17 protein-coding genes are annotated in these 22,761 nt (G+C 69.7%); 10 read left to right on the top strand and 7 right to left on the bottom strand.

The genetic code is table 11. The features are described 5' to 3' along the window. Positions 1-25: 25 nt before the first annotated feature. Positions 26-1,093 (top strand): hypothetical protein, encoded by a 1,068-nt coding sequence (locus tag G4D83_RS20175; protein WP_163866419.1) that lies wholly within the window; start codon positions 26-28, stop codon positions 1,091-1,093. 33 nt (positions 1,094-1,126) lie between these two features. Here the strand turns inward: G4D83_RS20175 and G4D83_RS20170 are convergent, their stop codons facing one another. Then, the gene (locus G4D83_RS20170) at positions 1,127-1,438 is read right to left on the bottom strand and encodes a tetratricopeptide repeat protein (protein WP_240356439.1); all 312 of its coding nucleotides are present in this window, start codon (positions 1,436-1,438) and stop codon (positions 1,127-1,129) included. 61 nt (positions 1,439-1,499) lie between these two features. On the opposite strand from G4D83_RS20170, the gene rsfS reads away from it, so the two are divergent. From rsfS to gpmI, 4 genes are all read left to right on the top strand, one after another. Continuing rightward, positions 1,500-2,087, top strand: coding sequence for a ribosome silencing factor (rsfS, locus tag G4D83_RS45565; RefSeq protein ID WP_176435367.1), 588 nt, complete (start codon positions 1,500-1,502; stop codon positions 2,085-2,087). Then, entirely contained in the window at positions 2,084-2,548 is a 465-nt protein-coding gene (locus G4D83_RS20160; protein WP_163866572.1) for a 23S rRNA (pseudouridine(1915)-N(3))-methyltransferase RlmH, read from the top strand. The genes rsfS and G4D83_RS20160 overlap by 4 nt, the downstream gene beginning before the upstream one ends. A gap of 91 nt (positions 2,549-2,639) precedes the next feature. Then, positions 2,640-3,791, top strand: a complete 1,152-nt coding sequence (locus G4D83_RS20155; RefSeq protein WP_163866417.1) for an RNA ligase RtcB family protein — start codon at positions 2,640-2,642, stop codon at positions 3,789-3,791. Positions 3,792-3,884: 93 nt separating this feature from the next. Further along, entirely contained in the window at positions 3,885-5,426 is a 1,542-nt protein-coding gene (gene gpmI, locus G4D83_RS20150) for a 2,3-bisphosphoglycerate-independent phosphoglycerate mutase (RefSeq protein WP_163866416.1), read from the top strand. 21 nt (positions 5,427-5,447) lie between these two features. Here the strand turns inward: gpmI and G4D83_RS20145 are convergent, their stop codons facing one another. The 3 genes from G4D83_RS20145 to G4D83_RS20135 all read right to left on the bottom strand — a co-directional run bounded on the left by G4D83_RS20145 (position 5,448) and on the right by G4D83_RS20135 (position 8,182). Then, the gene (locus G4D83_RS20145; protein ID WP_163866415.1) at positions 5,448-6,212 is read right to left on the bottom strand and encodes an immunity 52 family protein; all 765 of its coding nucleotides are present in this window, start codon (positions 6,210-6,212) and stop codon (positions 5,448-5,450) included. 12 nt (positions 6,213-6,224) lie between these two features. Beyond that, on the bottom strand, positions 6,225-7,481 hold the full coding sequence (locus G4D83_RS20140; RefSeq protein ID WP_240356438.1) for a Tox-REase-5 domain-containing protein: 1,257 nt from the start codon (positions 7,479-7,481) through the stop codon (positions 6,225-6,227). Between the two features lie 230 nt (positions 7,482-7,711). Next, positions 7,712-8,182: an NUDIX hydrolase gene (locus tag G4D83_RS20135; protein WP_163866413.1), complete on the bottom strand. Its 471-nt coding sequence runs from the start codon at positions 8,180-8,182 to the stop codon at positions 7,712-7,714. A gap of 128 nt (positions 8,183-8,310) precedes the next feature. On the opposite strand from G4D83_RS20135, the gene G4D83_RS45560 reads away from it, so the two are divergent. The 4 genes from G4D83_RS45560 (at position 8,311) to G4D83_RS20110 (ending at position 14,223) form a co-directional block, all read left to right on the top strand. Then, complete coding sequence (locus tag G4D83_RS45560; RefSeq protein ID WP_205522673.1) at positions 8,311-9,012, top strand: phosphoribosyltransferase family protein; 702 nt, start codon at positions 8,311-8,313, stop codon at positions 9,010-9,012. A gap of 255 nt (positions 9,013-9,267) precedes the next feature. After that, complete coding sequence (locus tag G4D83_RS20120) at positions 9,268-10,539, top strand: SBBP repeat-containing protein (protein WP_163866412.1); 1,272 nt, start codon at positions 9,268-9,270, stop codon at positions 10,537-10,539. 101 nt (positions 10,540-10,640) lie between these two features. Next, positions 10,641-13,355: a M1 family metallopeptidase gene (locus G4D83_RS20115; RefSeq protein WP_163866411.1), complete on the top strand. Its 2,715-nt coding sequence runs from the start codon at positions 10,641-10,643 to the stop codon at positions 13,353-13,355. 118 nt (positions 13,356-13,473) lie between these two features. After that, a complete protein-coding gene (locus G4D83_RS20110; RefSeq protein WP_163866410.1) occupies positions 13,474-14,223 on the top strand; it encodes an arylamine N-acetyltransferase family protein in 750 nt (249 codons plus the stop codon). Positions 14,224-14,236: 13 nt separating this feature from the next. Here the strand turns inward: G4D83_RS20110 and G4D83_RS20105 are convergent, their stop codons facing one another. After that, complete coding sequence (locus G4D83_RS20105) at positions 14,237-15,211, bottom strand: DUF6624 domain-containing protein (protein WP_163866409.1); 975 nt, start codon at positions 15,209-15,211, stop codon at positions 14,237-14,239. 303 nt (positions 15,212-15,514) lie between these two features. Between G4D83_RS20105 and G4D83_RS20100 the strand changes: the two genes are divergently transcribed. Next, positions 15,515-19,174 (top strand): DUF3857 domain-containing protein, encoded by a 3,660-nt coding sequence (locus G4D83_RS20100; protein ID WP_163866408.1) that lies wholly within the window; start codon positions 15,515-15,517, stop codon positions 19,172-19,174. Between the two features lie 57 nt (positions 19,175-19,231). On the opposite strand, the gene G4D83_RS20095 is transcribed toward G4D83_RS20100, so the two are convergent. After that, positions 19,232-20,440, bottom strand: a complete 1,209-nt coding sequence (locus tag G4D83_RS20095) for a serine hydrolase domain-containing protein (protein WP_163866407.1) — start codon at positions 20,438-20,440, stop codon at positions 19,232-19,234. A 148-nt stretch (positions 20,441-20,588) separates the two neighbouring features. Continuing rightward, on the bottom strand, positions 20,589-22,757 hold the full coding sequence (locus tag G4D83_RS20090) for a bifunctional alpha,alpha-trehalose-phosphate synthase (UDP-forming)/trehalose-phosphatase (protein ID WP_163866406.1): 2,169 nt from the start codon (positions 22,755-22,757) through the stop codon (positions 20,589-20,591). Positions 22,758-22,761: the final 4 nt, after the last annotated feature.

The raw sequence follows: 22,761 nt of genomic DNA, 5'->3' as shown, positions 1-22,761 counted from the left end.
GGGGCGTGCAGGCACGAGGCCGGCTATGTTGCCCCGCGTCGTGTCACACGCCCGCCCCACCCTCCTGGTCCTCCTCGTACTGCTCGCCGCTCCGCCCGCGTCCGCGGCCGAGTGGGAGGGTGCGCTGAAGGGCACCGCTCGGCTGCTGGTCGACACCAACGCGCCGCGCGACTTCACCGACGGCAGCACGCCCTCCCCTGGCGTGGACCCGGCTTTGAGCGTGCTGGGCTCGGCCGAGGGGCGCGCGACATTCGAGCGCACCCAGTTGGTGGGGCGCTACGAGCTGGGCGCGCGCAAGTACGTGGGCTTCACGACGGAGGACATGCTCATCCAGGCCGGAGCGCTGGAGGGCTCACTGGCGCTGGGCACCGAGTTCGGCCTGGGGGTGGAGGGCCACGCGAAGGACCGGCGGGGCGGCTCGCGGGCGTACTCGGACCTGGGCACCAGCGTGTTCGCCGAGTACGCGCCGGACGTGCGACTGGCGCTGCGGGTGCGGGCAGGCGCGCGGCGCTTCGTGTATCGGCCGGACAAGACGGCCAACTTCGGCGGGGCGGAGCTGGGCGTGGTGGGGCGCTACCGCTTCGACCGGCGCCACAGCCTGTCGCTCTTCGGGGACTGGGGCGCGCGCCGCTATGGCCCCCAGGCCCGGGCCAGGCCCGGCGCCCCGGAGTCGTCCCTGGGCCGGCGCGAGGATGGCGCGCTCACGGCGGGCGCCAGCTACAGCTACCGGGGACCGGTGACGCTGGGGCTCACGTACGCGTACCAGGAAGTCACGTCCAACAGCTTCGGAGAGACGGTGCTGCGCCACCGCGTGACGGGCAACGCGGGGGTGCGCCTGCCCTGGAAGGTGACGCTGCTGGCGCAGGGCTCGCTGGGCATCACCCGCTATCCGGACGGCATCTACCTGTCGCCCGAAATCATCCTCGTCGAGGAGGACGAGGGACAGAACTCCTTCTCGCTGAAGCTGGCGCGCCCGGTGTCGGAGCGGGTGGACCTGGAGGTGTCCTGGGGCCTGTGGAGCACCCGGCTGCCCCGCAACGACCTCTCCTACTCGCGGCAGGTGTTCGGCGTCGGATTCACCTGGCGCGACTGAGCCCCGAGCCCGGAGCCCGGACGGGCCCACGCTTCACAGGTCGGAGATGCGCTCGTCTATCTCCTCGGCGAGTCCGGGGTGGCCCTGGGCCAGGGCGTGCTCACGAGCCTTGGTCAGCACCTCGCGGGCGCGCTCCACCTGCCCGGCCCCGGAGAGCGCGTCCCCGAGGGAGACCATGGCGGCGGCATAGGTCGGGTCCAATTTCACCGCCGCCTCCAGGGCCGACGCCGCCTCGGCGTACTGCTTTCGCTCCAGGTACAACTTCCCCAGGGAGAAGTGGCTCATGGGGGAGTCCGGGAAGTCAGCGGCCATCTTCTTGAACTGTTCCAGGCGGGCGTCGCTCATGGACAACACCCCATAGAGGACCCATGCCGTGTTGCCAAGGGTGCGGTAGGGTGCGCCGCACATGGCAACGAAGAAGAAGACGACCCCACGAAAGAAGAGCGCGACCAAGAAGGCCAAGGCCCCGGCGGCGCGCAAGCAGAAGAAGACGGCGACGGGCAGGACGGCCCCCAAGGGCAAGGGTCCCGCTCCCAAGAAGAAGGCGCCGGCTCGCAAGAAGACCCCGGGCAAGGTCCCCCTGAGGGCGAAGAAGAAGGTGAAGCTGCCAGCCGCCCTCCAGCAGAAGGCGGGCCCGGCGGAGAACCCGGAGGCGCAGGCACTGGCGCGGCGCATGGCCCAGCTGCTGCTCGACAAGAAGGCGCTCGACGTCGTCATCCTCGACGTGCGGGGCATGACGTCCTACGCGGACTACATCGTCATCGCCTCCGGCGAGAGCGACCGTCAGGTCAGCGCGATGGCGGAGAACGTCCACGTGCAGCTCAAGCAGGGTGAGCAGCCGGTGCGCGCGCTCGGCACCGAGGGCGTGGAGACGGGCCAGTGGGTGTTGCTCGACTACGGCGAGGTGGTGGCGCACCTGTTCCTCGCGGACCTGCGCTCGCACTATGACCTGGAAGGTCTCTGGGCGGACGCGAACCGGGAGAAGGTGTCCTGAAGGTCCGCCTCCTGTCCATCGGCAAGGACCGCTCGGGCCTCTACGAGCCGGCGGTCCAGGAGTACGCCCGCCGCCTGGGCCACTACACCCGCTTCGAGCTGGTGGAGTTGACCGAGGCGAGCGGCAAGAAGCTCAAGCCGGGCGACGCGAAGGCCGCCGAGGCGGAGGCGATTCTCTCCAAGCGCAAGCCGCAGGACTGGGTGGTGGCGCTGGACGAGCGAGGCTCGCTGCTCGACTCGGTGGAGTTGAGTCGCTACGTGGGCAAGGCGCAGACGGGCGCCAAGGACCTGCTCTTCGTCATCGGTGGTGACGAGGGGCTGGACGAAAGCGTGCGGGGCGCGGCGAACCTCACGCTGTCCCTGTCGAAGATGACATTGCCCCACCGGTTGGCGCGCGTGGTGCTCGTGGAGCAGCTCTACCGCGCGTTCACCATTCTCAAGGGTGAGCCGTACCACAAGTAGCCCACCGGGCGAGCAGGCGCCCGGGGTGGTTCTCGGGCCGCCTGGGACTGGCGGCGTCAGGCCCACCGGACAGGGGGCGTCAACGGGCCTCATGAGCACCGCCGGCACCGAAGCCCCCCTGAATCCACCGCCTGCCTCCGTCCGCATCATCGCCTCGCCGCAATCCTGGGTGGAGGGAGAGGCGGTGAGGCAACTCGAGGCGGTGGCGCGCCTGCCCGGCATGCGTCACGCGGTGGGACTGCCGGACCTGCACCCCGGCAAGGGCGCGCCGGTGGGCGCCGCGTTCACCTCGGAGGGCATCCTCTATCCGTACCTGGTGGGCAGCGACATCGGCTGTGGCATGGGGTTGTGGGACGTGGGGATGTTGTCGCGCAAGGCCAAGGCGGAGCGTTGGGCGGCGAAGCTGAACGTCGAAGGGACCTGGAGCGGAGACGCGGAAGGCTTCCTGGCGGAAGAAGGCGTGAAGGCCTCCGGGTTCGAGGCGGCGCTGGGGACGGTGGGCGGCGGCAACCACTTCGCGGAGGTGCAACGGGTGGACGTGGTGCACGACGCGGAGGGCTTCGCGGCGTTGGGGCTGGCGGCGGACCGGTTGCTCCTGCTGGTGCACTCCGGCTCACGCGGACTGGGCGAGGCGATTCTCCGGGCCCATGTGGACCGCCACGCGGCGGGCGGGCTGCAGGAGGACTCGGACGAGGCGCGAGCGTACCTGGCGCGGCATGACCACGCGGTGGCGTGGGCCCGGGCGAACCGGGCACTGGTGGCGCGACGGGTGCTGGATGGCATTGGGGCCCCGGCCCGTCGGGTGTTGGATGTCTGCCACAACAGCGTGACACCTCGACGGGACACGGGGGGCACGCGGTGGCTGCACCGCAAGGGCGCGGCGCCTTCGGACGAGGGCCCCGTGGTGATTCCGGGCAGCCGTGGCGCGCTGAGTTATCTGGTGGTGCCGGTGGGAGATGGGACGGGCAGCGCGTACAGCCTGGCGCATGGCGCGGGCCGCAAGTGGACGCGCACGGCGGCCCGGGAGCGCATGAAGGAGCGCTTCACCGCGGAGTCGCTCACGCGCACCCCTTTCAAGAGTCACGTCGTCTGTGAGAACAAGGACCTGCTCTTCGAGGAGGCGCCGCCCGCGTACAAGCCGATTGACCGCGTGGTGACGGACCTGGTGGAGGCGGGGCTGGTGCGGGTGGTGGCCACCCTGGCGCCGGTGCTGACGTACAAGACGCGCTCCCACGAGGAGTAGCGCGGCCCCGGGCTCGGAACCTGGGCCTGGAAACGGGGTTGCCCGGTGCTTTTTGCACTCTCCGTCCGGCGTCCGGGTGGTTAGGGTTCGGGCATGACCGCCGCGCACAAAGTCCTGCTCTGCATTCTGGATGGCTGGGGCATCCGTCACGAGCGAGAGGCGAATGCCATCCTCCTGGCCGGAACTCCGCACCTCGACAAGCTGACGAGCCCCTACCCGTTCACCGAGCTACAGACCTCGGGACTGGCCGTGGGCCTGCCCGAGGGGCAGATGGGCAACTCGGAGGTCGGCCACACCAACATCGGCGCGGGCCGAATCGTCTACCAGGACCTGGTGCGCATCAACCGAGCGGCGGAGACCGGGGAGCTGGCACAGAACCCGGTGCTGCGCGCCGCGATGGACGGCGTGAAGGCGGACGGCAAGGCGCTGCACCTGTTGGGGTTGGTGTCTCCGGGCGGCGTGCACTCGTCGATGGAGCACCTATACGCGCTGCTGAAGGCCGCGCGGGAGCGGGGCGTTCCGCACGTCTACGTGCATGCGTTCCTGGATGGGCGCGACACGCCGCCGCAGAGCGCGCTGGGCTACGTGGAGGAGCTGGAGCGCTTCCTCCATGAGACGCACACGGGGCGCATCGCCACGGTGAGCGGGCGCTATTACGCGATGGACCGCGACAAGCGCTGGGACCGGGTGCAGCTCGCGTATGAAGCGCTGGTGTACGGCCGAGGGCCCAAGGCTCCGGATGCGCTGAGCGCGATTCGCGCGTCGTACGCGGAGAAGGTGACGGACGAGTTCGTGAAGCCCACGGTGCTGGCCAGCGGGGACGGGACTCCGGTGGGCCGCATCCAGGATGGGGACACGGTGCTGTTCTTCAACTTCCGCGCGGACCGCGCGCGCGAGCTGACGCAGGCGCTGGCGTACCCGAGCTTCAAGGACTTCGACCGGGGTGGACTGCGCCTGGGGCGCTACGTCTGTATGACTCAGTACGACGAGACGTTCGACTTGCCGGTGGCCTTCGCGCCGGACCAGCCGCAGGACATCTTCCCGGAGCTGCTGTCGCGCCAGGGGTTGCGACAGTTCCGCACGGCGGAGACAGAGAAGTACGCGCACGTGACGTTCTTCTTCAACGGCGGGCGCGAAGTCGTCTACCCGGGAGAGGACCGGTACCTGGTGCCCAGTCCGCGCGACGTGAAGACGTATGATTTGAAGCCGGAGATGTCGGCGCGCGAGGTGACGGCGGAGCTGGTGCGCCGGCTGGACTCGGGCACGTATGACTTCGCGCTGGCGAACTTCGCCAACCCGGACATGGTGGGGCACAGCGGCCGGCTGGACGCGGCGATGCAGGCGGTGCGCGTGGTGGACGAGTGCCTGGGCGTGCTCGGCAAGGCGTGCGAGCGCAACGGCTGGGTGCTGGCCATCTCCGCGGACCATGGCAACTGCGAGCAGATGGTGGACCCCATCACGGGCGAGCCGCACACCGCGCACACGTTGAACCCGGTGCCGTTCCACCTCATCCACCCGGCGTTCCGAGGGCAGAAGCTGCGCCCCGGCATCCTCGCGGACATCGCCCCCACGCTGTGCAAGGTGATGGGCCTGCCCCAGTCGAAGGAGATGAACCGGCAGGGCGTGCTGCCCTGAGCTGACCGGGTCCTCTTGTTCCTACGATTGGACCGGACGCGGCTTCAACAGTCCCGCCCGGTCCAGCAGTTCCCGCACCTGCTCAGCCAGCGCTACGTGTCCCGGGTTGCTGGCCGTGAAGCGCTCGGGCGTGAGGACGATGAGGGTGCCCTTGCCCTCTATCTGCTCGATGCGCACCGGGGAGGGCAGTGGCGGCAATCTGCCCAAGCGATTCGAGAGGTACGTCATCCACCCCAAGGAAAAGGGCGCGGACTCAGGTTCGCGGTGTTGCCGCTCGTATGCATTTGACGTGGCAAACGCCCAGTCGGGTTCCCATGAGCACAGCATGCCGCGAACAACGCGCTCCAACACTGGTGCGGTGAGCACCCTGTCCGCGTTTGAGCCGCGCCACGGCAGGGAGAGCACGCAATGATTGGGAACGTCCGCTGAGACCATGCCGCCATTGATGCGAAGCGTCCCGCAATCTCCCGTGTCCCCACCGTTGTCGAACGAAATGCGAAACCCCAGTTCTTCGATGGCGGGTCCCCCGGGTTCACGGTTCACGCCTCGCCGGAACATCTCGGTAAGGGTGGGCACATCAGGCGGCATGAGGGGGTGTTTTCGCGCATCCTTCCGGGACCTGGCCGGCTTGTACCAGTGGGCGAGGAACGGATCACACTCGGCCAAAAGGTTGAGGAATGCCGCGGTATGACGAGCACAATCCTCGGGCGACGCCTTACGCGCACCCCAGTAGGCGCCAGCGTAGTAGGTCTCGGGGTAGCTCTCGGTCTTGAGTGAAGCGTTCACGAGGCGCGCTCCTCAAAGAGCCGGAGTGTGCACGACTTCAATTCCCCTGACTTTCGCGTTGTCGAGCAACTGCCGCATGGCATCTGCCGCGCGCTCCTCCGCGACATGCCACCGGATGGAGGCCCCAGCACCACGCGCTTTTCCAAGCTGTCTCTGAGCTTGATCAATGAGGGCCTGGGCTCCCGAATGTTGGAACCACTTCTTGGGTTCAAGCCCCTCGAAGAACTTGGCATAGCCCGGCCCCTTCGCCTCCAGCAGTACGCCCTTCTCGAAGCCATCGAAACTCACGCCTCCACTGCCCTTGCCTACGCCGCCAATCCAGTATGCCTCGTCGGCAGTGTGCCCCGTGATTTGTTCCTGGTAGCGCCGCGCACGGGGGGACATGGACTCCTTTGCAGGCCCCCACTGTCCAGGCCCCTTCGATGGTGTGGCCCCCGACGACGTCGTGCTCGCTCTCTGAAGGATGATGGCCGCGCCAGGTCCACCGCTCAGCACGGCCGCCGCTCGTCCCACCGGCACCGCGACGCGCCCCATGACGAGCGCGCCCTCGGCGGACAGCGACAGCACCGGCACCTCGGCCGTAGCAAGCGCCGCACCGCGCAGTGTGTGAGTTGCCGCCGATGCCGTGCCCCAGGTGGCGATGAGGTTCGTCACCAGCTTGGAGACGGCCTGCACCTGCTCGCCGCGCGGCATGTACTGGAATTGCTCCAGGTACTCGGGCGATGAGGCCAGCAGCGCTGCCACGGCGGCAGGCATCTGGCTCAGCGCCGCGAGGTTGTCAGTTGGGGACGTGGAGAAGATCTGCCCGACCGCTAACACCAGCCCGACGAAAGCCTCTTCAGCTCCGTCCAACGTGCGGCTTACGTAGTCCGCATCGTCATGGACGTCCGCGAAGGCACCTCCCCCTGTCTCCTCCAGCCGTGCATTCAGCTGACGGAAGACACCGCCCTTCCCCGAGTAGAAGACGCCCAGTTCGAACTGGCCCGCTCGGAAGGCTCCGTCCTTCCACTCCACAGCACCCACTCGCTGCTGCGTCTGCCCGCTGCGCACCCACGCGAGACAGCCGTCAGGCCGGAGCACCGCCAACTGCGTGAAGCTCCCCACCCGCCGCACCAACTCGGCGCGCGACACTTCGCCCGTGTCCAGCACCTCGCGCAGCATGAAGCCCACTGCGACGCGTGCCGGGAACTGCCCCAGCGTCACGTCCTTGCCCGTCAGCGCTCCCAGCAGTCGCGCAGCGTGTGTCGGCGTGAGCGAACTTCCTGCCACGGGACGCGCGTCTTGGTCTCCTAGCCCGGCGTCACGAAGCAGCGAATCGAACGCATCGCTCCGCTGTCCGCGAAAATGCCGAGCCTCCGTGCCCCCTTGCCCAAGCAGTGCGGAGCGCTGCTGGAAGGTGCTCCTGCGAGTCGACGGCTCAACGCCACCGCATCCCGTCACGAAGAGAACGGCGCAAAGCCCCCAGAGGCCAGCACGCAAGCGATTCGGTGAGGGCCCGCTCATGCCGCGTCATCAGGCAGCAGCGTGCACAGCAGCGCGTCGTCGGGCCCGAGCGGGCGCCAACCAGAAGGCGGTGGAGACGTCCGGAGCGTCACTCGAGCGTTCTCGACGCGCTTGCGGTGGGTCTCCGGGATGTCGGTGGACCAGAAGGTCAGCATCTTCGCGACCACGAAGCGGGACTCGTCGTCCATGACCTCGGGCCACCCGTTTGGAAGGTACTCGGCCATGTTGCGCACCAGCGCATCTCGCACGAAGCGGGTGACCTGCTCGCGAGCCTCCGCCTCGGAGCGCAGCACGTTCAGAATCTGAAGGCCGGCGACCTCGCCCTTCTCCAACTCGTTGGCCAGTCCCATCAGCGAGACGGCGGGCCGTGCATCGGCGAAGGCGGTCAGCGAGTCGTAGCCCCGCTCGCGGACCCGCGCATACAGGCGAACCCTCCAGTTCCCCTGCCATACACGTCCACCGGTCATCTCCGTCTCCCTGGGATGAAGTTCATCGGGACGCCGTGGAACAACACGCGCTCCACAACGATGTCGAGGAACCCGGCGGCACGTCAACAGGCGCCCTCGTGGCACCCTCGCTGCATGGCACGCACCTCGTGCTGAGCGCCTTGCTGGACATCCTCTATCCGCCCTCGTGCATCGCCTGCGCGCGAGTCCTCCCAGGCCCCGGGGCCTTCTTCTGCGAGACCTGCGACACCGCCGTGGAGCGCCTGCCACCCGGGTGCTGCCGCACCTGCGCGGAGCCCGGCACCTTCCCTGGCGCTTCATGCCCGCGCTGCCGTGCCCACCCGCCGCCCTTCTCTCGCGCCTGGGCTCCCTTCGCCCACGAGGGCCCCGTGGCTCGGGCCATCCATCGCTTCAAGTACGAAGACCATCCAGAGCTCGCCGCACCCCTGGCGGAGCTGCTCGCGGACGAGGCGCGGAGCTTCCTCTCCCGGGCGCCGACCCGCGTCGTCGCCCTGCCCCTCCACACGCGCCGGTATCGCTCCCGCAAGTACGACCAGGCCCAACTGCTCGCGGGCTCGCTGGCGAAGTCCCTGGGCCGTCAGGCCCCGGTGGGTTGGCTTACGCGCACGCGCGAGACACAGCGGCAGGTGGGACTCACCGAAGCCGAGCGCTCCGACAACGTCGCGGACGCCTTCACCGCCTCGCCCGACGTCACGGGGCGCGAAGTGCTCCTGCTCGACGATGTCTTCACCACCGGCGCCACCGCCCGCGCCGCCGCCACCGCGTTGCATGAGGCCGGCGCCACTCGCGTCGAAGTGCTGACGCTCGCACGCGCCTTCAGCCTCACCTGACCGAGCCACGTGAACCCACGTGCCGAGTCGCCACACCGCGCTCGTCACCCAAGCCCTTACACGTTGAATCTGTCACGTCGCGTCACATGCAACAGGGTCAACAAAAACTCAGGCCCGGGTCGAAGACAGCTCCATGCTGTCTTTCACTACCCATCTTCCACGCGCATGCATCCCGTGGTCTTGAATACTTGCCGTGGTGACAGATTTTCCGTCGTGTTCCACGGCTCAGTTCCCCCACTGAGAATGGAGTCCCAGATGAAACACCCCTTGTTGAGCACGCTCGCCGTGGCCGGTGCCTTCTGTGCACTGAGCACCCCCTCCGCCGCCGAAGCCCAGGTTCCTCCCCCAACCTGGGTCCGCCAGCTCGGCGCCAACATCGATGAACAGGCGCAGGCCGTCGCCGTCTCCGGCAACAGCGTCTACGTCGTGGGCCACACCTCCAGCCAGCTCGGCCCGGAGCTCAAGGCCGGTGGCACGGACGTCTTCCTCGCGAAGTACGACACCGCAGGCACGTTGCAGTGGGTCCACCAGCTCGGCACCTCGCAGGATGACCGCGCCACCGGCGTGGCCACCGACTCGGCCGGCAACGTCTACATCACCGGCCACACCTTCGGCGGCTTCGACTTCTATGTGAACGCGGGCGGGTTCGACTACTTCGTCGCCCAGTACGACCCGCAGGGCAACCGTCAGTGGCTGCGGCAGAACGGCACGCAGATGGATGACTTCGCCACCGGCATCACCGTCGCCGACCACGACAAGGTCTTCATCTCCGGCTACACCGGCGGCAGCTTCGCCAACGGCGGCAACCCCAACAACTACGACATCATCGTCGCGCTCTACGACAACGGCGGCAACCCGTACTGGCTCCAGCAGCTCGGCTCGCCCAGCAGCGACATGGCGCGCGGCATCGCCGTGACGTCCACCTATGAAGTCTACGTGGTGGGCAACACGTTCGGCAGCCTCGACGGCGTCACCACGCCCGTGGGCACCGACATGTTCCTCATGAAGCTCGACATCCTCGGCGCCCAGCAGTGGGTCCGCCAGATTGACAGCTCCGACCTCGACGACGCCAAGGGCGTCGCCGTGAGCGCGGACGGCGGCGTGTACATCGCGGGAGACACGTTCGGCACGCTCGACGGCAACACCAACAATGGCACCATCGACGTACTGCTCGCGCGCTACGACGCTTCGGGCAACCGCGAGTGGAGCCGCCTGCTCGGCGGGACGCAGACCGACTACGCGTTCGGCGTCGCGGTCGCCCCCAACGGCACCGTGCAGGTGACCGGCTACACGACGGCCTCGCTGGACGGCAACGCCTACGCGGGCTCCCAGGACGTGTTCCTCTCCCGCTTCGACGCGCTCGGCACCAAGATTGGCACGCGCACGCTCGGCACGAACCGCTCGGACATCGGCCGCGGCGTGGCCGTGGATGCGGCGGGAAACACGTACGTCACCGGCCTCACCTTCGGCGGACTGGCGGGCAACACCAGCGCCGGCGGCTACGACGCGTTCCTCTGCCGCTTCTAAGGAGAGAATCCGGCACTGCCGCGCTCGGCGCGGAATTCCCGGACACCTGACGCCGCGCCCTTCTCGGTAGCCAAACGCGGGGGGCGCGGTAGCCTCGCGGCATGCGCAGGCTCCTCCTCATCCTCGTCCCCGCGTTGGTCTCGCTGCACTGTACCCACGCCACCGAGACCACCGTCCCCGCCAAGGCCACGGCGGCGACTCCCGAGTGGCCCGAAGCCCAGCCTCCCGCGCTGCGACTTCCGGACACCGTCCAGCCGCTCCACTACACGCTGGACCTGAAGCTGCTCTCCACCGAGCCGACCTTCTCCGGCACCGTCGCCATCGACGTGGACGTGCGCGAGCCGGTGCGTCAGGTCTGGCTTCACGGGCAGGATTTGGAGGTGAGCGCCGCCCGCGTGGAGAAGGACTCGCGCACGCTGGAGGCCAAGGCCGTCACCGCGAGCGAGGGACGGCTCGGCCTGCTGCTGCCGGAGACGCTGTCGCCCGGACGGGCGCGCATCGTCATCTCCTTCAGCGGCAAGGTGGATGCCGAGCGCAGCCGGGGCATCTACTCGCAGGCCGAAGGCGGCCACAACTACCTCTACACCTTCTTCGAGCCGGTGGACGCCAGGCGCGCCTTCCCCTGCTTCGACGAGCCGACCTTCAAGGTGCCCTGGCGGCTGCGCTTCACCGTGAAGGCCGGTGATGTGGCGCTCGCCAACCACGCCGTCGAAGCGAAGGAGACGCTGCCCGACGGGCTCGAGCGCATCACCTTCCGCGACAGCAAGCCCATGCCCAGCTACCTCGTGGCCTTCGTCGTGGGGCCCTTCGACGTGGTGGACGCGGGCACCACCGGCCGCAACAAGGTGCCGCTGCGCTTCATCGTCCCCAAGGGTCGCGGCGCGGAGACGGCCTACGCGGCCAGCGTCACCCCGCGCATCGTCACAGTGCTGGAGGACTTCTTCGACCAGGCCTACCCGTACGAGAAGCTCGACGTCGCGGTGGTGCCTCGCTACTGGGGCACCATGGAGCACCCGGGCATCGTGGCCCTGGGCCAGCCCCTGACGCTCATCCGCCCCGGCGAGGAGACGCTCCAGCGACGCAAGTGGTACGTCACCATCGCCGGCCACGAGCTGGGCCACTACTGGTTCGGCAACATCGTCACCTGCCGCTGGTGGGACGACATCTGGCTGAACGAGGCGCTGACGTCGTGGCTGGACCGCAAGCAGATGGATGGGTTCGACAAGAGCTGGGGCTTCGGCCAGGACGCCAGCACCAGCGCGCTGGCGGGCGCCATGGGCGCGGACACGCTCGCCACCGCGCTGCCGGTGCGCAAGCGCGTGACGACGCATGACGAGGTCATCGGCTCCTTCGACAACTCCACCACCTACGCCAAGGGCTCCGCCATCATCGGCATGTTCGAGTCCTGGCTGGGCCCGGACAAGCTGCGCGACATGCTGCGCACCCACGTGCGCAAGCACGAGTGGGGCACCGCGACGTCCGACGACTTCGCCACCACGCTCTCGGAGACCGCGGGCCCCGACGTCGCCCGCTCCTTCCGCAGCTTCATCGACCAGCCGGGCGCCCCCCGCATCTCCGCCCAGGTCCAGTGCGACGCGGGCAAGCCGCCGAAGCTGAAGCTGTCCCAGGAGCGCTACGTGCCCGCGGGCTCCTCCGCCGTCCAGGACCAGACCTGGTCGGCCCCCGTGTGCGTGCGCGCCGGTGGCGGCGCGGAGGACGTGCGCGTCTGCCAGTTGCTCTCCGAGCGCACCGGTGAGCTGGAGCTGCCCCTCCAGAAGTGTCCCCAGTGGGTGCTGCTCAACGCGGGAGGCATGGGCTACTACCGCGCGGGCTACTCGTCGCAGCAGCTCACCCAGGTGCTCGCCGCGCCCAAGAAGGCGCTGACGGTGCCGGAGCGGCTGGCGCTCCTCGCGGACGTGGAGGCCTCGGTGAGCCGCGGCGATTTGCCGCTCGGCGAGGCGCTGAAGCTGGTGCCGGAGACCGCGACCGACAAGGACCGCTCCATCGTCCTGGGCGGCGCCCGCCTGCTCTATCTGGTGCAGGAGGACCACCTCACCCCGGCCGAGCGCTCGCGCTTCCGCACCTGGGTGGGACAGCTCTACGGCCCGCGCGCCAAGGCCCTGGGCTGGCAGCCTGGGAAGGACGACAGCGACGAAGTGAAGCAGACGCGCTCGCTGCACCTCGCCCTGGCGACGGTGACCGGGCATCACCCCGCTCTGGTGCACGAGGCCCAGACTCTCGCGGCCCGGTGGCTCGCGAAGCGCGACAGCGTGGACCCGGAGGCGGTGAACCTGGTGCTGACGGTGGCAGCGCGCAACGCCGACCGCGCCCTCCACGACACCCTGCTCGACCGGGCGCGCAAGGCCGAGGACCGCAACGAGCGCACCCGGATGATCACCGCGCTCGCCGGCTTCCGCGACCCGGCCCTCGTGAAGGAGAACCTGAATCTGGCGATGAAGGAGTTCGACGTGCGCGACTCACGTCCCCTGTTCGGCGGGGCCTTCTCCGAGCCGGAGACGCGCGAGGTGGCCTGGAGCTTCTACCGCGAGCACTTCGACACGCTCGCCGCCCGCGTCCGCTCGGACGAACTGGGCTGGCTCATCGCGATGACGGGCTCGCTCTGTGACGACAAGCTCCGCGCGGAGGTGGAGGCATTCCTCGGTCCCCGCGTCGACAAGCTGGAGGGCGCGGCGCGCTCCTACGCCCGGGCGCTGGAGTCCATCCGCCTGTGCGTGGAGGCCGACCGCCTGAATCTCACGAGCCTGAAGTCCTTCCTGAGCCGCCCGCCTCCCGTCGCCAGCACTCCCGCGAAGTAGCGCGCGAGCGAGGGGCTCCCTCGCCCGCCGGGGGAGCCTCCCGCCACGTCTGGCGGACAACAGATTCCCGCCCGGGGAGCCGTTCCACCCACCGGGCGGACCGCGCTACACAGAGGCCATGTTCGACGCCGCGCGCTACCTGGAACGCATCAACGCCTCCTCGCGGGCGTCGCTGGCCACGCTGCACCGCGCGCATCTTGAGGCAGTGCCGTTCGAGAACCTGGACATCCACCTGGGCCACCCCATCCGGCTCGACGCGGACGCCCTCTTCGACAAGGTCGTCACCCGTCGGCGCGGCGGCTTCTGCTACGAGCTCAACGGCCTCTTCTCCCGGCTGCTCGCGGCCCGGGGATTCAACGTCACGCCGCTGTCCGCGCGCGTCGCCTCGGACGACAAGGATGGGACCTTCGGCCCGGAGTTCGACCACCTGACGCTCCAGGTGGAGGACGGAGGCGAACAGTGGCTCGTCGACGTCGGATTCGGGGACGGCTTCATCGAGCCTCTGCGCCTGGACGAGCGCGGCGTGCAGACGCGCGACGGGCGCGACTACCGGCTGTCCGAGGACGGCGAGGGACTCATGCTGTCGCGCGAATCGGAGAAGGGGAAGGGCTGGGAGGCGCAGTACGCGCTCTCCCTCGTCCCTCGCGTGCTGGAGGACTTCACCGGCATGTGCCACCATCACCAGACGTCGCCCGCGTCCATCTTCACGCAGCGACGGCTGTGCACGAAGGCGACGCCGAAGGGCCGCGTCACCCTCAAGGAAGGCGCCCTCGTCCTCACCGAGGGACAGGAGCGCCGCGAGCTGCCCGTCGTGGACGAGGACTCCCGTCGACAGGTGCTCGCGGAGCACTTCGGCGTCGTGCTCTAGCGTCCGCGCGAGCTCAGGGCTGCGGCTTGCTGGCCGCGGCCTTCATCCGCTCCATGCTCTGGATGTACTCCTCCACCGAGTCGAGGCCCACGGCGGCCCGACGCGCATTCACGTTCGCCGGGTCCTCCAGCAGCTTGGGCACCATCTTCCCGGCGTCATCCGGCTCCAACTGGGTGCCATAACGCTGCGGCTTGTCGGTGTTCACCAGCACCCGGTCCGTGAGGTACGCGAGCTCCTTGGCCGAGCCCTCTCCCTGCGCCACGGCCTTCTCCAGCATGGGGAGGACCTGCTCCTGGAACGCCACGTCCTTGTCCGCGTGCTGCACCATCAACCACGCGCTGAAGGTGGCGCGCGCGCCCACCAGGGCCTTGCCCGGCCAACCCCGCTTCGCGATGACGTCCTTGAGGAAGGCCGTGTTGCTGGCGTCGACCTTGAGCATCTCCGCCTTGACGGCCTCGTCCTTGAACTGCGAGGCGACGAGCAGCCTGCGCACCCGCTGGTCCTCCTCGGCGCGCTTCAACAGTTCGTCGCGCAGCGCCGGGTCCGCGGCCTCGTACTGCTTCGCCTCCGCCGCGGCGATTCGCTCCCGCAGCGGCGCGAAGCCGGACAGGTTCCGGATGCTGTCCAGGTCCGTGTCCTGGTCCAGGTGCTTCGCGTCGTCGAAGCCCTCGTCCACGGCGCGCGCCAGCCAGACCAGCGCCTCCTCGGGCTGCTTCGCGAGGGACGCCGAGCAGGCCGCGCTGTAGGCCATGACCTTGCCTCGCACCCCGCCCTCCCAGGCGCGGCGGTACAGCACCAGCGCGCCCGCGTCGTCGCCCTTCCTGGACAGCCCATGGGCTTCGGCGGAGGCCTGCTTCGCCTCGGGCGTGGCGACGGGCTTGGGCGTCGCGGACGCGGCGGCCTCCGAAGCGGCGGACTTCGAGGCACCTCCCCCGTGGGCACAGGCGGTCAGGTTCAGCGCGGTGAGCAGGATGACGAGACGACGCATGGGGCTCCGGGGTGTGGGGGTGAGAGGCCCGGCCCTCCGAAGGCGTCCTCGGGGGCACCGGGGAAGCGCAGTCTAGGCGGGGTTTTCGAGACCCCAAGCGATTGAACCGCCTGGAGCCGCCCAAAACCTACCCGCACCTACCCCGTTCCCCTCTGCACGCCGGGTGACGTTTTCGGTTGCCTGTCCGCCATCCAGGGCCGCATGCAGGGGAAGGCCCCGAAGGGCCCGCCTGTTCATCGGCGTCGGCGGCCCCGGAATACGCGGGGCCCTCGCCCCACACGCATGTCGCACCGAGGAGAACGGATGTCCCGCTTCACATCGCTGGCCGCAGTCTTCGTGCTCACCTGCCCCCTCTGGGTGCAGGCCCGGCCCGCGGCGGACGAGACAGCCCGCTTGTACGCGGCCGAGGCGCTGAAGCAGGCGTCCTCGCCTCGGGGCGCCGCGGGTCTCCTCCGGCTGCACTCGCTGGTGGACGAGGTGGAGGACCTCACGCCGCTGGTGAGCACCTACTCGTACGTGGCCTCGCGGCGGCAGTTCGACGCGAACACCCGCGCCACCGCGCAGCTGCTCCTCCTGGACACCGAGCGCGCCCGGGGCCGGCTGACGCGCGCGGGCGAGGTGAAGACGTGGATGGGCTTCATGGGCGACTACTACGTCGTCGGCGGCTTCGACAACGAGGGCAAGTCCGGTTGTGACACGGACTTCGGCCCCGAGGCGGCCAGCCTGGACTTGGGCGCGACATACGCGGGCGCCAAGGGACGCCAGGTGTCCTGGCGCAAGCTGACCGCGAACACCGCGGATGGCTACGTGGACCTGGCCACCGCCGTGCGCCCCAACCGCGAGGCCGTGGCCTACGCCGTCACCTGGCTGGAGTCCTCGCAGGAGACGCGCGTGGCGCTGGGCCTGGGCACCTCCGGCGCCTTCCGCCTGTGGGTGAACGGACAGCTCGCCGCGAAGGAGGACCGCTACAACCTGCCGCGCCCGGACCAGTCCCGCGTGTCCGTGAAGCTGCGCAAGGGCCTCAACCGCGTGCTCCTCAAGGTGTGCCAGGAGACGGGCCCGCTCGGCTTCTACCTGCGCCAGGAGTCGCCGTCCGTGCGCGCGTCGCTGCCCGCCAAGGCCCCCGCGGTGGAGCGCGGCGCGGCCCCCGCTCCCCAGACGCTGCCCACGCTGACCTCCGCGCTGCGGGCCATGGTGGAGAGGAACCCCGACGACGCGGCGCTGCGCGGGGACTACGCGCGGGTGCTCGGCTTCTTCCGGGGCTTCGATGACCGCGAGCACACCGCCACCGCGGAAGCCACGCGCGCGGCGGAGCTGGCGCCCAAGGACGCGCGCCTGCAGATGCTCGCGGCGAGCCTCCAGCGCGATGACCTGAACGAGCGCCGCCGCTTCCTGGAGGCCGCCGTGGCCGCGGACCCCACGCTGCCCGAGGCCCGCGTGGCCCTGGCGGACTTCGAGCTGGAGCGCGGCCACCCCGAGCGCGTCATCGCGCTGGTGACGCCCGTGCTGGAGAAGACGCCCGAGGATGCCTCCGCCCGCCTGGTGCTGGCTCGCGCCCACGAGGCCCTGGGTGAGCGCCCGCGCTCGCACGCGCTGGTGGAGGAGGCCTTCCGGTACCAGCCCCGTCAGCCGCGCGCGGTGCGCAACGCGGCGCAGATTTCCCGGCAGCTCGGCCGCAACCGCGAGGCGATGGACCGGATGCGCGTGGTGCTGGCGCTGCGCTTCGACGACACCGGCACGCGCCGCGCGCTGGCCTCGCTGCTGGCGGACTCCGGCGAGGTGGAGGCCGCCGAGCGCGAGTACGCGCAGTTGGTCGCCCTCAACCCGTTCGACAACGGCTCGCGCGTGCGGCTGGCGGAGCTGAAGGCCAGCAACGGCGAGGTGGAGCCGGCGATGGCCCTCTTCGCGGAGGCCCGCGCCCTGTCCCCGGATGAGCCGGAGGTCTACGAGCGCGAGGGCCGCGCCCTGCTCGCCGCGGGCCGCCGCGAGCCCGCGCTGGCCGCCTTCGAGAAATCGCTGGTGCTGCGTCCGCAGAACCCCGGCCTGAAGGAGGCCCTGCGCGCCCTCAAGGGCGAGGGCGCCGGCGCCGGCATGCAGCACGTGGTGGACGCCAGGCCCCTGGCCAAGGAGGCCGAGGCGTACGTCCACGAGGACGCCATCTACCTGGTCGACAACACCTTCGTGCATGTCCAGAAGAGCGGCCTGTCCAGCCGGCTGACGCAGATGGTGGTGAAGGTGCAGAACGCGCGCGGCGTGGACGCCTTCCGCACCCTGCCCATCACCTACTCCCCGGACCGGCAGGAGGTGCGCATCCTCCGCGCCCGGGTGACGAAGACGGACGGCTCCGTGGTGGAGAGCTACGGGGAGAACGACCGCAACATCAACGAGCCGTGGACGGGCATGTACTACGACGCCCGCGCCAAGGTGCTCTCCTTCCCGTCCCTGGCCGCCGGCGACACGCTGGAGGTGACGTACCGCCTGGACGACACCGCGCAGGAGAACCTCCTGTCGGACTACTGGGGTGACGTGGAGAGCGTGCAGGGCGTCTATCCCAAGCTGCGCTTCCAGTACCTGGTGGAGATGCCCAAGGAGCGCCCGCTCTACTGGAACAAGAGCCGGCTGCAGGGCGTGGAGAGCACGCAGGAGCCGGTGGACGGCGGGCGCGTGCTGTACCGGTGGAACTCGAAGCACGTGGCCAAGGTCGTTCCGGAGCCGGGCATGCCGGGCTGGGCGGAAGTCGCGCAGAACCTCCACGTCTCCACCTACCAGACGTGGGACCAGGTGGGCCGCTACTGGTGGGGCCTCGTCCGGGACCAGCTCCAGCCAAACACGGAGCTGAAGCAGACGGTGGACCAGGTGCTCCAGGGCGTGGACCGGAAGAACGAGCTGGCGGTGGTGCGCGCCATCTACAACTTCGTGGTGACGAACACGCGCTACGTCGCGCTCGAGTTCGGCATCCACGGCTTCAAGCCCTATCGAGTCGACCGCGTGCTGTCGCGGCGCTTCGGCGACTGCAAGGACAAGGCGAGCCTCATCCACTCGATGCTGCGGGTGGCGGGCGTGGACAGCCGGCTCGTCCTCCTGCGCATGCGCAACCTGGGCGCGCTGGACGCGGAGCCCGCGAGCCTGGCGGCCTTCAACCACGCGATTGCGTATGTTCCCAAGTTCGATTTGTACCTGGATGGCACGGCGGAGTTCCACGGGGCGAAGGAGCTGCCCAGCGCGGACCGGGTGGCCAACGTGCTGGTGGTGGAGCCGGACGGCAAGAGCACCTTCCTCACCACGCCGGAGGCGAAGGCCGAGGACAACGCCACGGGCCTGAAGATGGACGTGACGCTGCGCGCGGACGGCAGCGCGGAGGTGAAGGGCGTCAGCTCCGTGAGCGGCCAGAGCGCGCCGGAGTACCGCCGGGCCTACCGTCCGGAGGCCACGCGCAAGTCCACCTTCGAGCGGGCGTGGGCGCAGAGCTTCCCCGGCCTGACGGTGAACCAGGTGTCGCTGAGTGACACCACCCGGCTGGATGACGACGTGACGATGGACTTCCTCATGAGCATCCCCCGCTACGCGGAGGTGATGCCCAACGCCGTGCGCTTCCTGCCCTTCGGCACGGGCCGCACCTACCAGCAGGCCTTCGCCCCGCTGGCGGAGCGCCGGTTCGACCTGGTGATGCAGAGCCCGTGGGTCAACAACTTCAACCTGCGCTACACGCTGCCCGCGGGCTGGTCCGTGACGGAGCTGCCGCAGGCGGTGGAGGAGACGAACGCGTTCGGCCGCCTCAAGCTCACCTACCGCGTGGAGGAGGGCAGGCTCATCGCCGAGGGCGAGGTGAAGCTCTCCGTCGCGCGCGTGAAGGCGGACGAGTACCCCGCGTTCAGGGAGTTCCTCGGCCGCGTGGACCGCGCCTTCGGTCGCCGGGTCATCATCCAGGGCCCCGGCGGTCGCACCGCGTCCCTCGTGCGGTAGCTCGTCGCGAAACTTCCGCCCCGCGTCTGGCGTGGGCGGAAGGCCGTGCGTCCCGCTTCAGGGGCGGGGCGCGCGGGCGGCGAAGGTGGTGGCGACGATGCGGTCGGCGATGGCGGGCCGCTCCTGCCCCATGTGCAGCGTGTTGACGGAGTAGACCAGGCGCCGGCGCAAATCCCGCGTGGCCCCCATGCCGTTGTTGTAGCCGTGCCGGTCTCCGCTCTTGCCCCACAGCGTCAGGCCGTTGACCTCGAAGCGCGTCAGGCCCGCGCCGTGGCTCGCGGGAGCACCCTCCGGCGTGAGCACGTCCGGCACGGTGAACAGCTCCCGCAGCTGCGCGGGCGGCAACAGCCAGCCCCGGAAGAGCGCGGAGAGGAACGTGTCCAGGTCGGCCGTGGTGGAGAGCATCTCCCCGGCGGCCCAGGGGATGGACTGGTTCGCCTCGGTGATGTCGACCAGGCTCACCGTGCCGTCCGGGCCGGTGACGGCCTCGTAGCCGCGCGCGTGGGGCCCGGGAATCGTCGGGTCATTGCCGGGCACGGACGTGTCGCGCAGGTGGAGCGGCGCCAGGATTCGCTCGCGCACCGCGTGGCTGTAGGGCCGGCCGGTGACTTTCTCGATGAGCAGCCCCGCCACGAGGTAGCCGATGTTGCCGTACTCCTGCTGGGTGCCCGGCGCGAAGCGGGGCCCCTGGGGCAGCGCCAGCGCGACGAGCTCCCGGGGCGACCAGCGACGGAACCGGTTGTCGGAGAACCACTCCGGGTCCTTCGACGGCAGCGGGACGTTGGGCAGGCCGTGCGTGTGGTTCAGCAGTTGCCGCACGGTGATGAGGCCGAAGGTGGGGGGCAGGAGGCCGGGCAGGTAATGTTGCACCGGCCGGTCCAGGTCCACGCGGCGCTCCGCGGCGAGCTGCGACACCACGGTGGCGGTGAACGTCTTCGTGATGCTGCCGATGCGGAAGCGCGCATCCGTGGGCACGGGCGTGCCCGCGTGGACATCCGCGACGCCGGACGCTCCGAGCCAGCGACCCGCGGCGCCATTGATGCGGACCTGCGCCGCCGTCGTATTCGCGTCCGGAAGGCCCGTGAGGACGCGGCGCAGCGCGTCCCGGTCCAGGGGCGCCAGGAGCGACTGCTCCCAGTCCAGCCCCTGTTCACTGGTCTCCACTTCGTTGGTGGCGGCATCGTCACCTGGGCCACATCCCGCCCCCGAGAAGCTCACCACCAGCACCGCTGCACCCACCCGCAGACCCCGGCGCGGGACATCCATGTTCCATCTCCCGTGAAAATCGGCCCGGGAGCAGAACACCAGCGGAGAGGAGGCCTGTCACCCGACTCGTGGGCCTTTCGTGGAATGTCCTACGACTCGTCACCGAAATCGTCGAGCCGCCACCGTGCCGTTACCCTCCGGTGCGGCGTCACGACTCCACGAGCGCGGACAGGAGCTTGCGCACGTCCTCCGGACCGCTGACGCGATACGTGGCGCGCGAGGGTTTGTTGCCCGCGTGAATCGTGAGCCCGCCCTCGGGCATGGCCGCGAACATGTCCTCGTCCGTGCGGTCATCGCCCACGGCCACCACCAGCGTGCCCGGCGGCAGCTGACGCGTCACCGAGTCCACCACGCGGCCCTTGTTCACACCGTGGGGCCGCACCTCCACCACCTTGTCTCCGGGGAGGATGTCCACGGGACGACGGGCGAAGGTCTCCGCCAGCTTCAGCCGCAGCTCGCGGGACTGGAGCGCGCCGAACTCCGGGTCCACCTGGCGGTAGTGCCACGCCAGCGACGCGGACTTCTCCTCCACGAACGAGCCCGGCACGCGCGCGGCGAACTCGTCGAGCATGGGGCGCGCGGCGTCCTTCCACTCCGCCGTCACGCCGTCCAGCATCCGCCACGCATCCGACGGCTTGGGGCGGGACCACAGGCCATGCTCCGCGTGCAGGCCCATGGGCAGCGCTCCGAACCACGCCTCCAGCGTCTCCTTGGGCCGGCCGCTGACCACGCTCACCGTGGTGTTCGGCCGCGCCACCAGCTTCGCCAGCAGCGCGCGCAGGGCGTCATCCGGCGCGGCCAGCTCCGGCCGGGCCGCGAAGCCCACCAGCGTCCCGTCGTAGTCGAGCATCAGCGACAGGTGCCGCGCCGACTTCATGACCTCCAGCGCCTCCGCGCCGCCCTTCACGTCGCGGATGGAGACCGAGGGCAGGCCCTGGAGCCGGCCCAGGAAGGAGGACACCCACCAGTGCACGTCGTGGGCCCTCACCTGCGCGCGCAGGGCACGCATGCGCTCGCGGCGCTCGTGCTCGCCCATCTCCAGCGCCTGCTCAATCGCGTCCGCCGTCGTCTCCACGTCGTACGGGTTGACGGTGAGCGCCTTGTTCAGCTCGTCGGCGGCGCCGGCGAACTCGCTGAGCACCAGCACGCCGTCCTCGTCCGGCCGGGAGGCGCAGAACTCCTTGGCCACCAGGTTCATGCCGTCCCGCACGGGCGTCACGAGCATGACGTCCGCCGCGCGGTACAGCCCGGCGAGCTGCTTCTCGTTGAAGGAGCGGTAGAGGTAGTGCACCGGCACGTTCCGCACGGTGCCGTACTGGCCATTGATGCGGCCCACCAGCTCGTTCACCTGCTCGCGGTACGTGGCGTACGCCTCCACCTGCGTCCGGCTGGGCACTGCCACCTGGATGAAGCGCAGGCGCCCGCGCCACGAGGGCTCGCGCTCCAGCACGCGCTGCACCGCCAGGAGCCTGCGGGGGATGCCCTTGGTGTAGTCGAGCCGGTCGATGCCCAAGAGGATGCGCTGGCCCTCCGCGCCGCGGCGCAGGGAGGCCACCTCCTCCAGCACGTTCTCCTCCTTCGCGAGCGTGTCGAAGGAGTCCGAGTCGATGCCCATGGGGAAGGCGCCCACGCGCACCTGCCGGCCTTCCCACATGATGCGGTCCACATCCGTGTCCAGGCCGAGCTGGCGCAACAGGGAGCCGGAGAAGTGCCGCACGTAGCTCACGGTGTGGAAGCCGATGAGGTCCGCGCCGAGCAGGCCCTTCAGCAGCGCCTCGCGCCTGGGCAGCGTGCGGAAGATTTCCGACGAGGGGAACGGGATGTGGTGGAAGTACCCGATGCGGGCCTCGGGGAGCCGCTGTCGCAACATCCCTGGCACCAGCATCAACTGGTAGTCATGCACCCAGATGGTGTCGCCCGGCTGGTACTGCTTCGCGGTGAGGTCCGCGAAGCGCTCGTTGACCTTGCGGTACACGTCCCAGTCGCGGTCCTGCCGGGGGATGCGGTCCAGCATGTAGTGGCACAGCGGCCAGAGGACCCGGTTGGAGTAGCCCTCGTAGTACCGGGCCACCTCGCTCGGGGTGAGGTGGATGGGCACGTAGCGCTGCTCCGCGAGCTGCTCCTCCACCCTGGCGCGTTGGGTTTCCGACAACCGGCTCATCTCGCCGGGCCAGCCAATCCACTGGCCTCCGGAGCGTTCATGAGGTCTGCGCAACCCCGTGGCGAGTCCGCCGGCACTGCTCACCACGGAGACGCTGTCCTTCTCCGCCTTGACGGTGACGGGGAGACGATTGGAGACGAGCAGGAGTCGAGGCATAGGC

The sequence above is a fragment of the Myxococcus eversor genome, assembly GCF_010894455.1.
Classification (GTDB): domain Bacteria; phylum Myxococcota; class Myxococcia; order Myxococcales; family Myxococcaceae; genus Myxococcus; species Myxococcus eversor.
The sequence above is the reverse complement of the archived record's forward strand: the minus strand, read 5'-3'. Positions and strand labels throughout refer to the sequence as shown.

Bases quoted from the DNA above. Each gene is read 5' to 3' on its own strand.
- G4D83_RS20175 (WP_163866419.1), top strand. From the start codon at position 26: ATGTTGCCCCGCGTCGTGTCACACGCCCGCCCCACCCTCCTGGTCCTC.
- G4D83_RS20170 (WP_240356439.1), bottom strand. From the start codon at position 1,438: ATGAGCGACGCCCGCCTGGAACAGTTCAAGAAGATGGCCGCTGACTTC.
- rsfS (WP_176435367.1), top strand. From the start codon at position 1,500: ATGGCAACGAAGAAGAAGACGACCCCACGAAAGAAGAGCGCGACCAAG.
- G4D83_RS20155 (WP_163866417.1), top strand. From the start codon at position 2,640: ATGAGCACCGCCGGCACCGAAGCCCCCCTGAATCCACCGCCTGCCTCC.
- gpmI (WP_163866416.1), top strand. From the start codon at position 3,885: ATGACCGCCGCGCACAAAGTCCTGCTCTGCATTCTGGATGGCTGGGGC.
- G4D83_RS20135 (WP_163866413.1), bottom strand. From the start codon at position 8,182: ATGACCGGTGGACGTGTATGGCAGGGGAACTGGAGGGTTCGCCTGTAT.
- G4D83_RS20120 (WP_163866412.1), top strand. From the start codon at position 9,268: ATGAAACACCCCTTGTTGAGCACGCTCGCCGTGGCCGGTGCCTTCTGT.
- G4D83_RS20115 (WP_163866411.1), top strand. From the start codon at position 10,641: ATGCGCAGGCTCCTCCTCATCCTCGTCCCCGCGTTGGTCTCGCTGCAC.
- G4D83_RS20110 (WP_163866410.1), top strand. From the start codon at position 13,474: ATGTTCGACGCCGCGCGCTACCTGGAACGCATCAACGCCTCCTCGCGG.
- G4D83_RS20105 (WP_163866409.1), bottom strand. From the start codon at position 15,211: ATGCGTCGTCTCGTCATCCTGCTCACCGCGCTGAACCTGACCGCCTGT.
- G4D83_RS20100 (WP_163866408.1), top strand. From the start codon at position 15,515: ATGTCCCGCTTCACATCGCTGGCCGCAGTCTTCGTGCTCACCTGCCCC.
- G4D83_RS20095 (WP_163866407.1), bottom strand. From the start codon at position 20,440: ATGGATGTCCCGCGCCGGGGTCTGCGGGTGGGTGCAGCGGTGCTGGTG.
- G4D83_RS20090 (WP_163866406.1), bottom strand. From the start codon at position 22,757: ATGCCTCGACTCCTGCTCGTCTCCAATCGTCTCCCCGTCACCGTCAAG.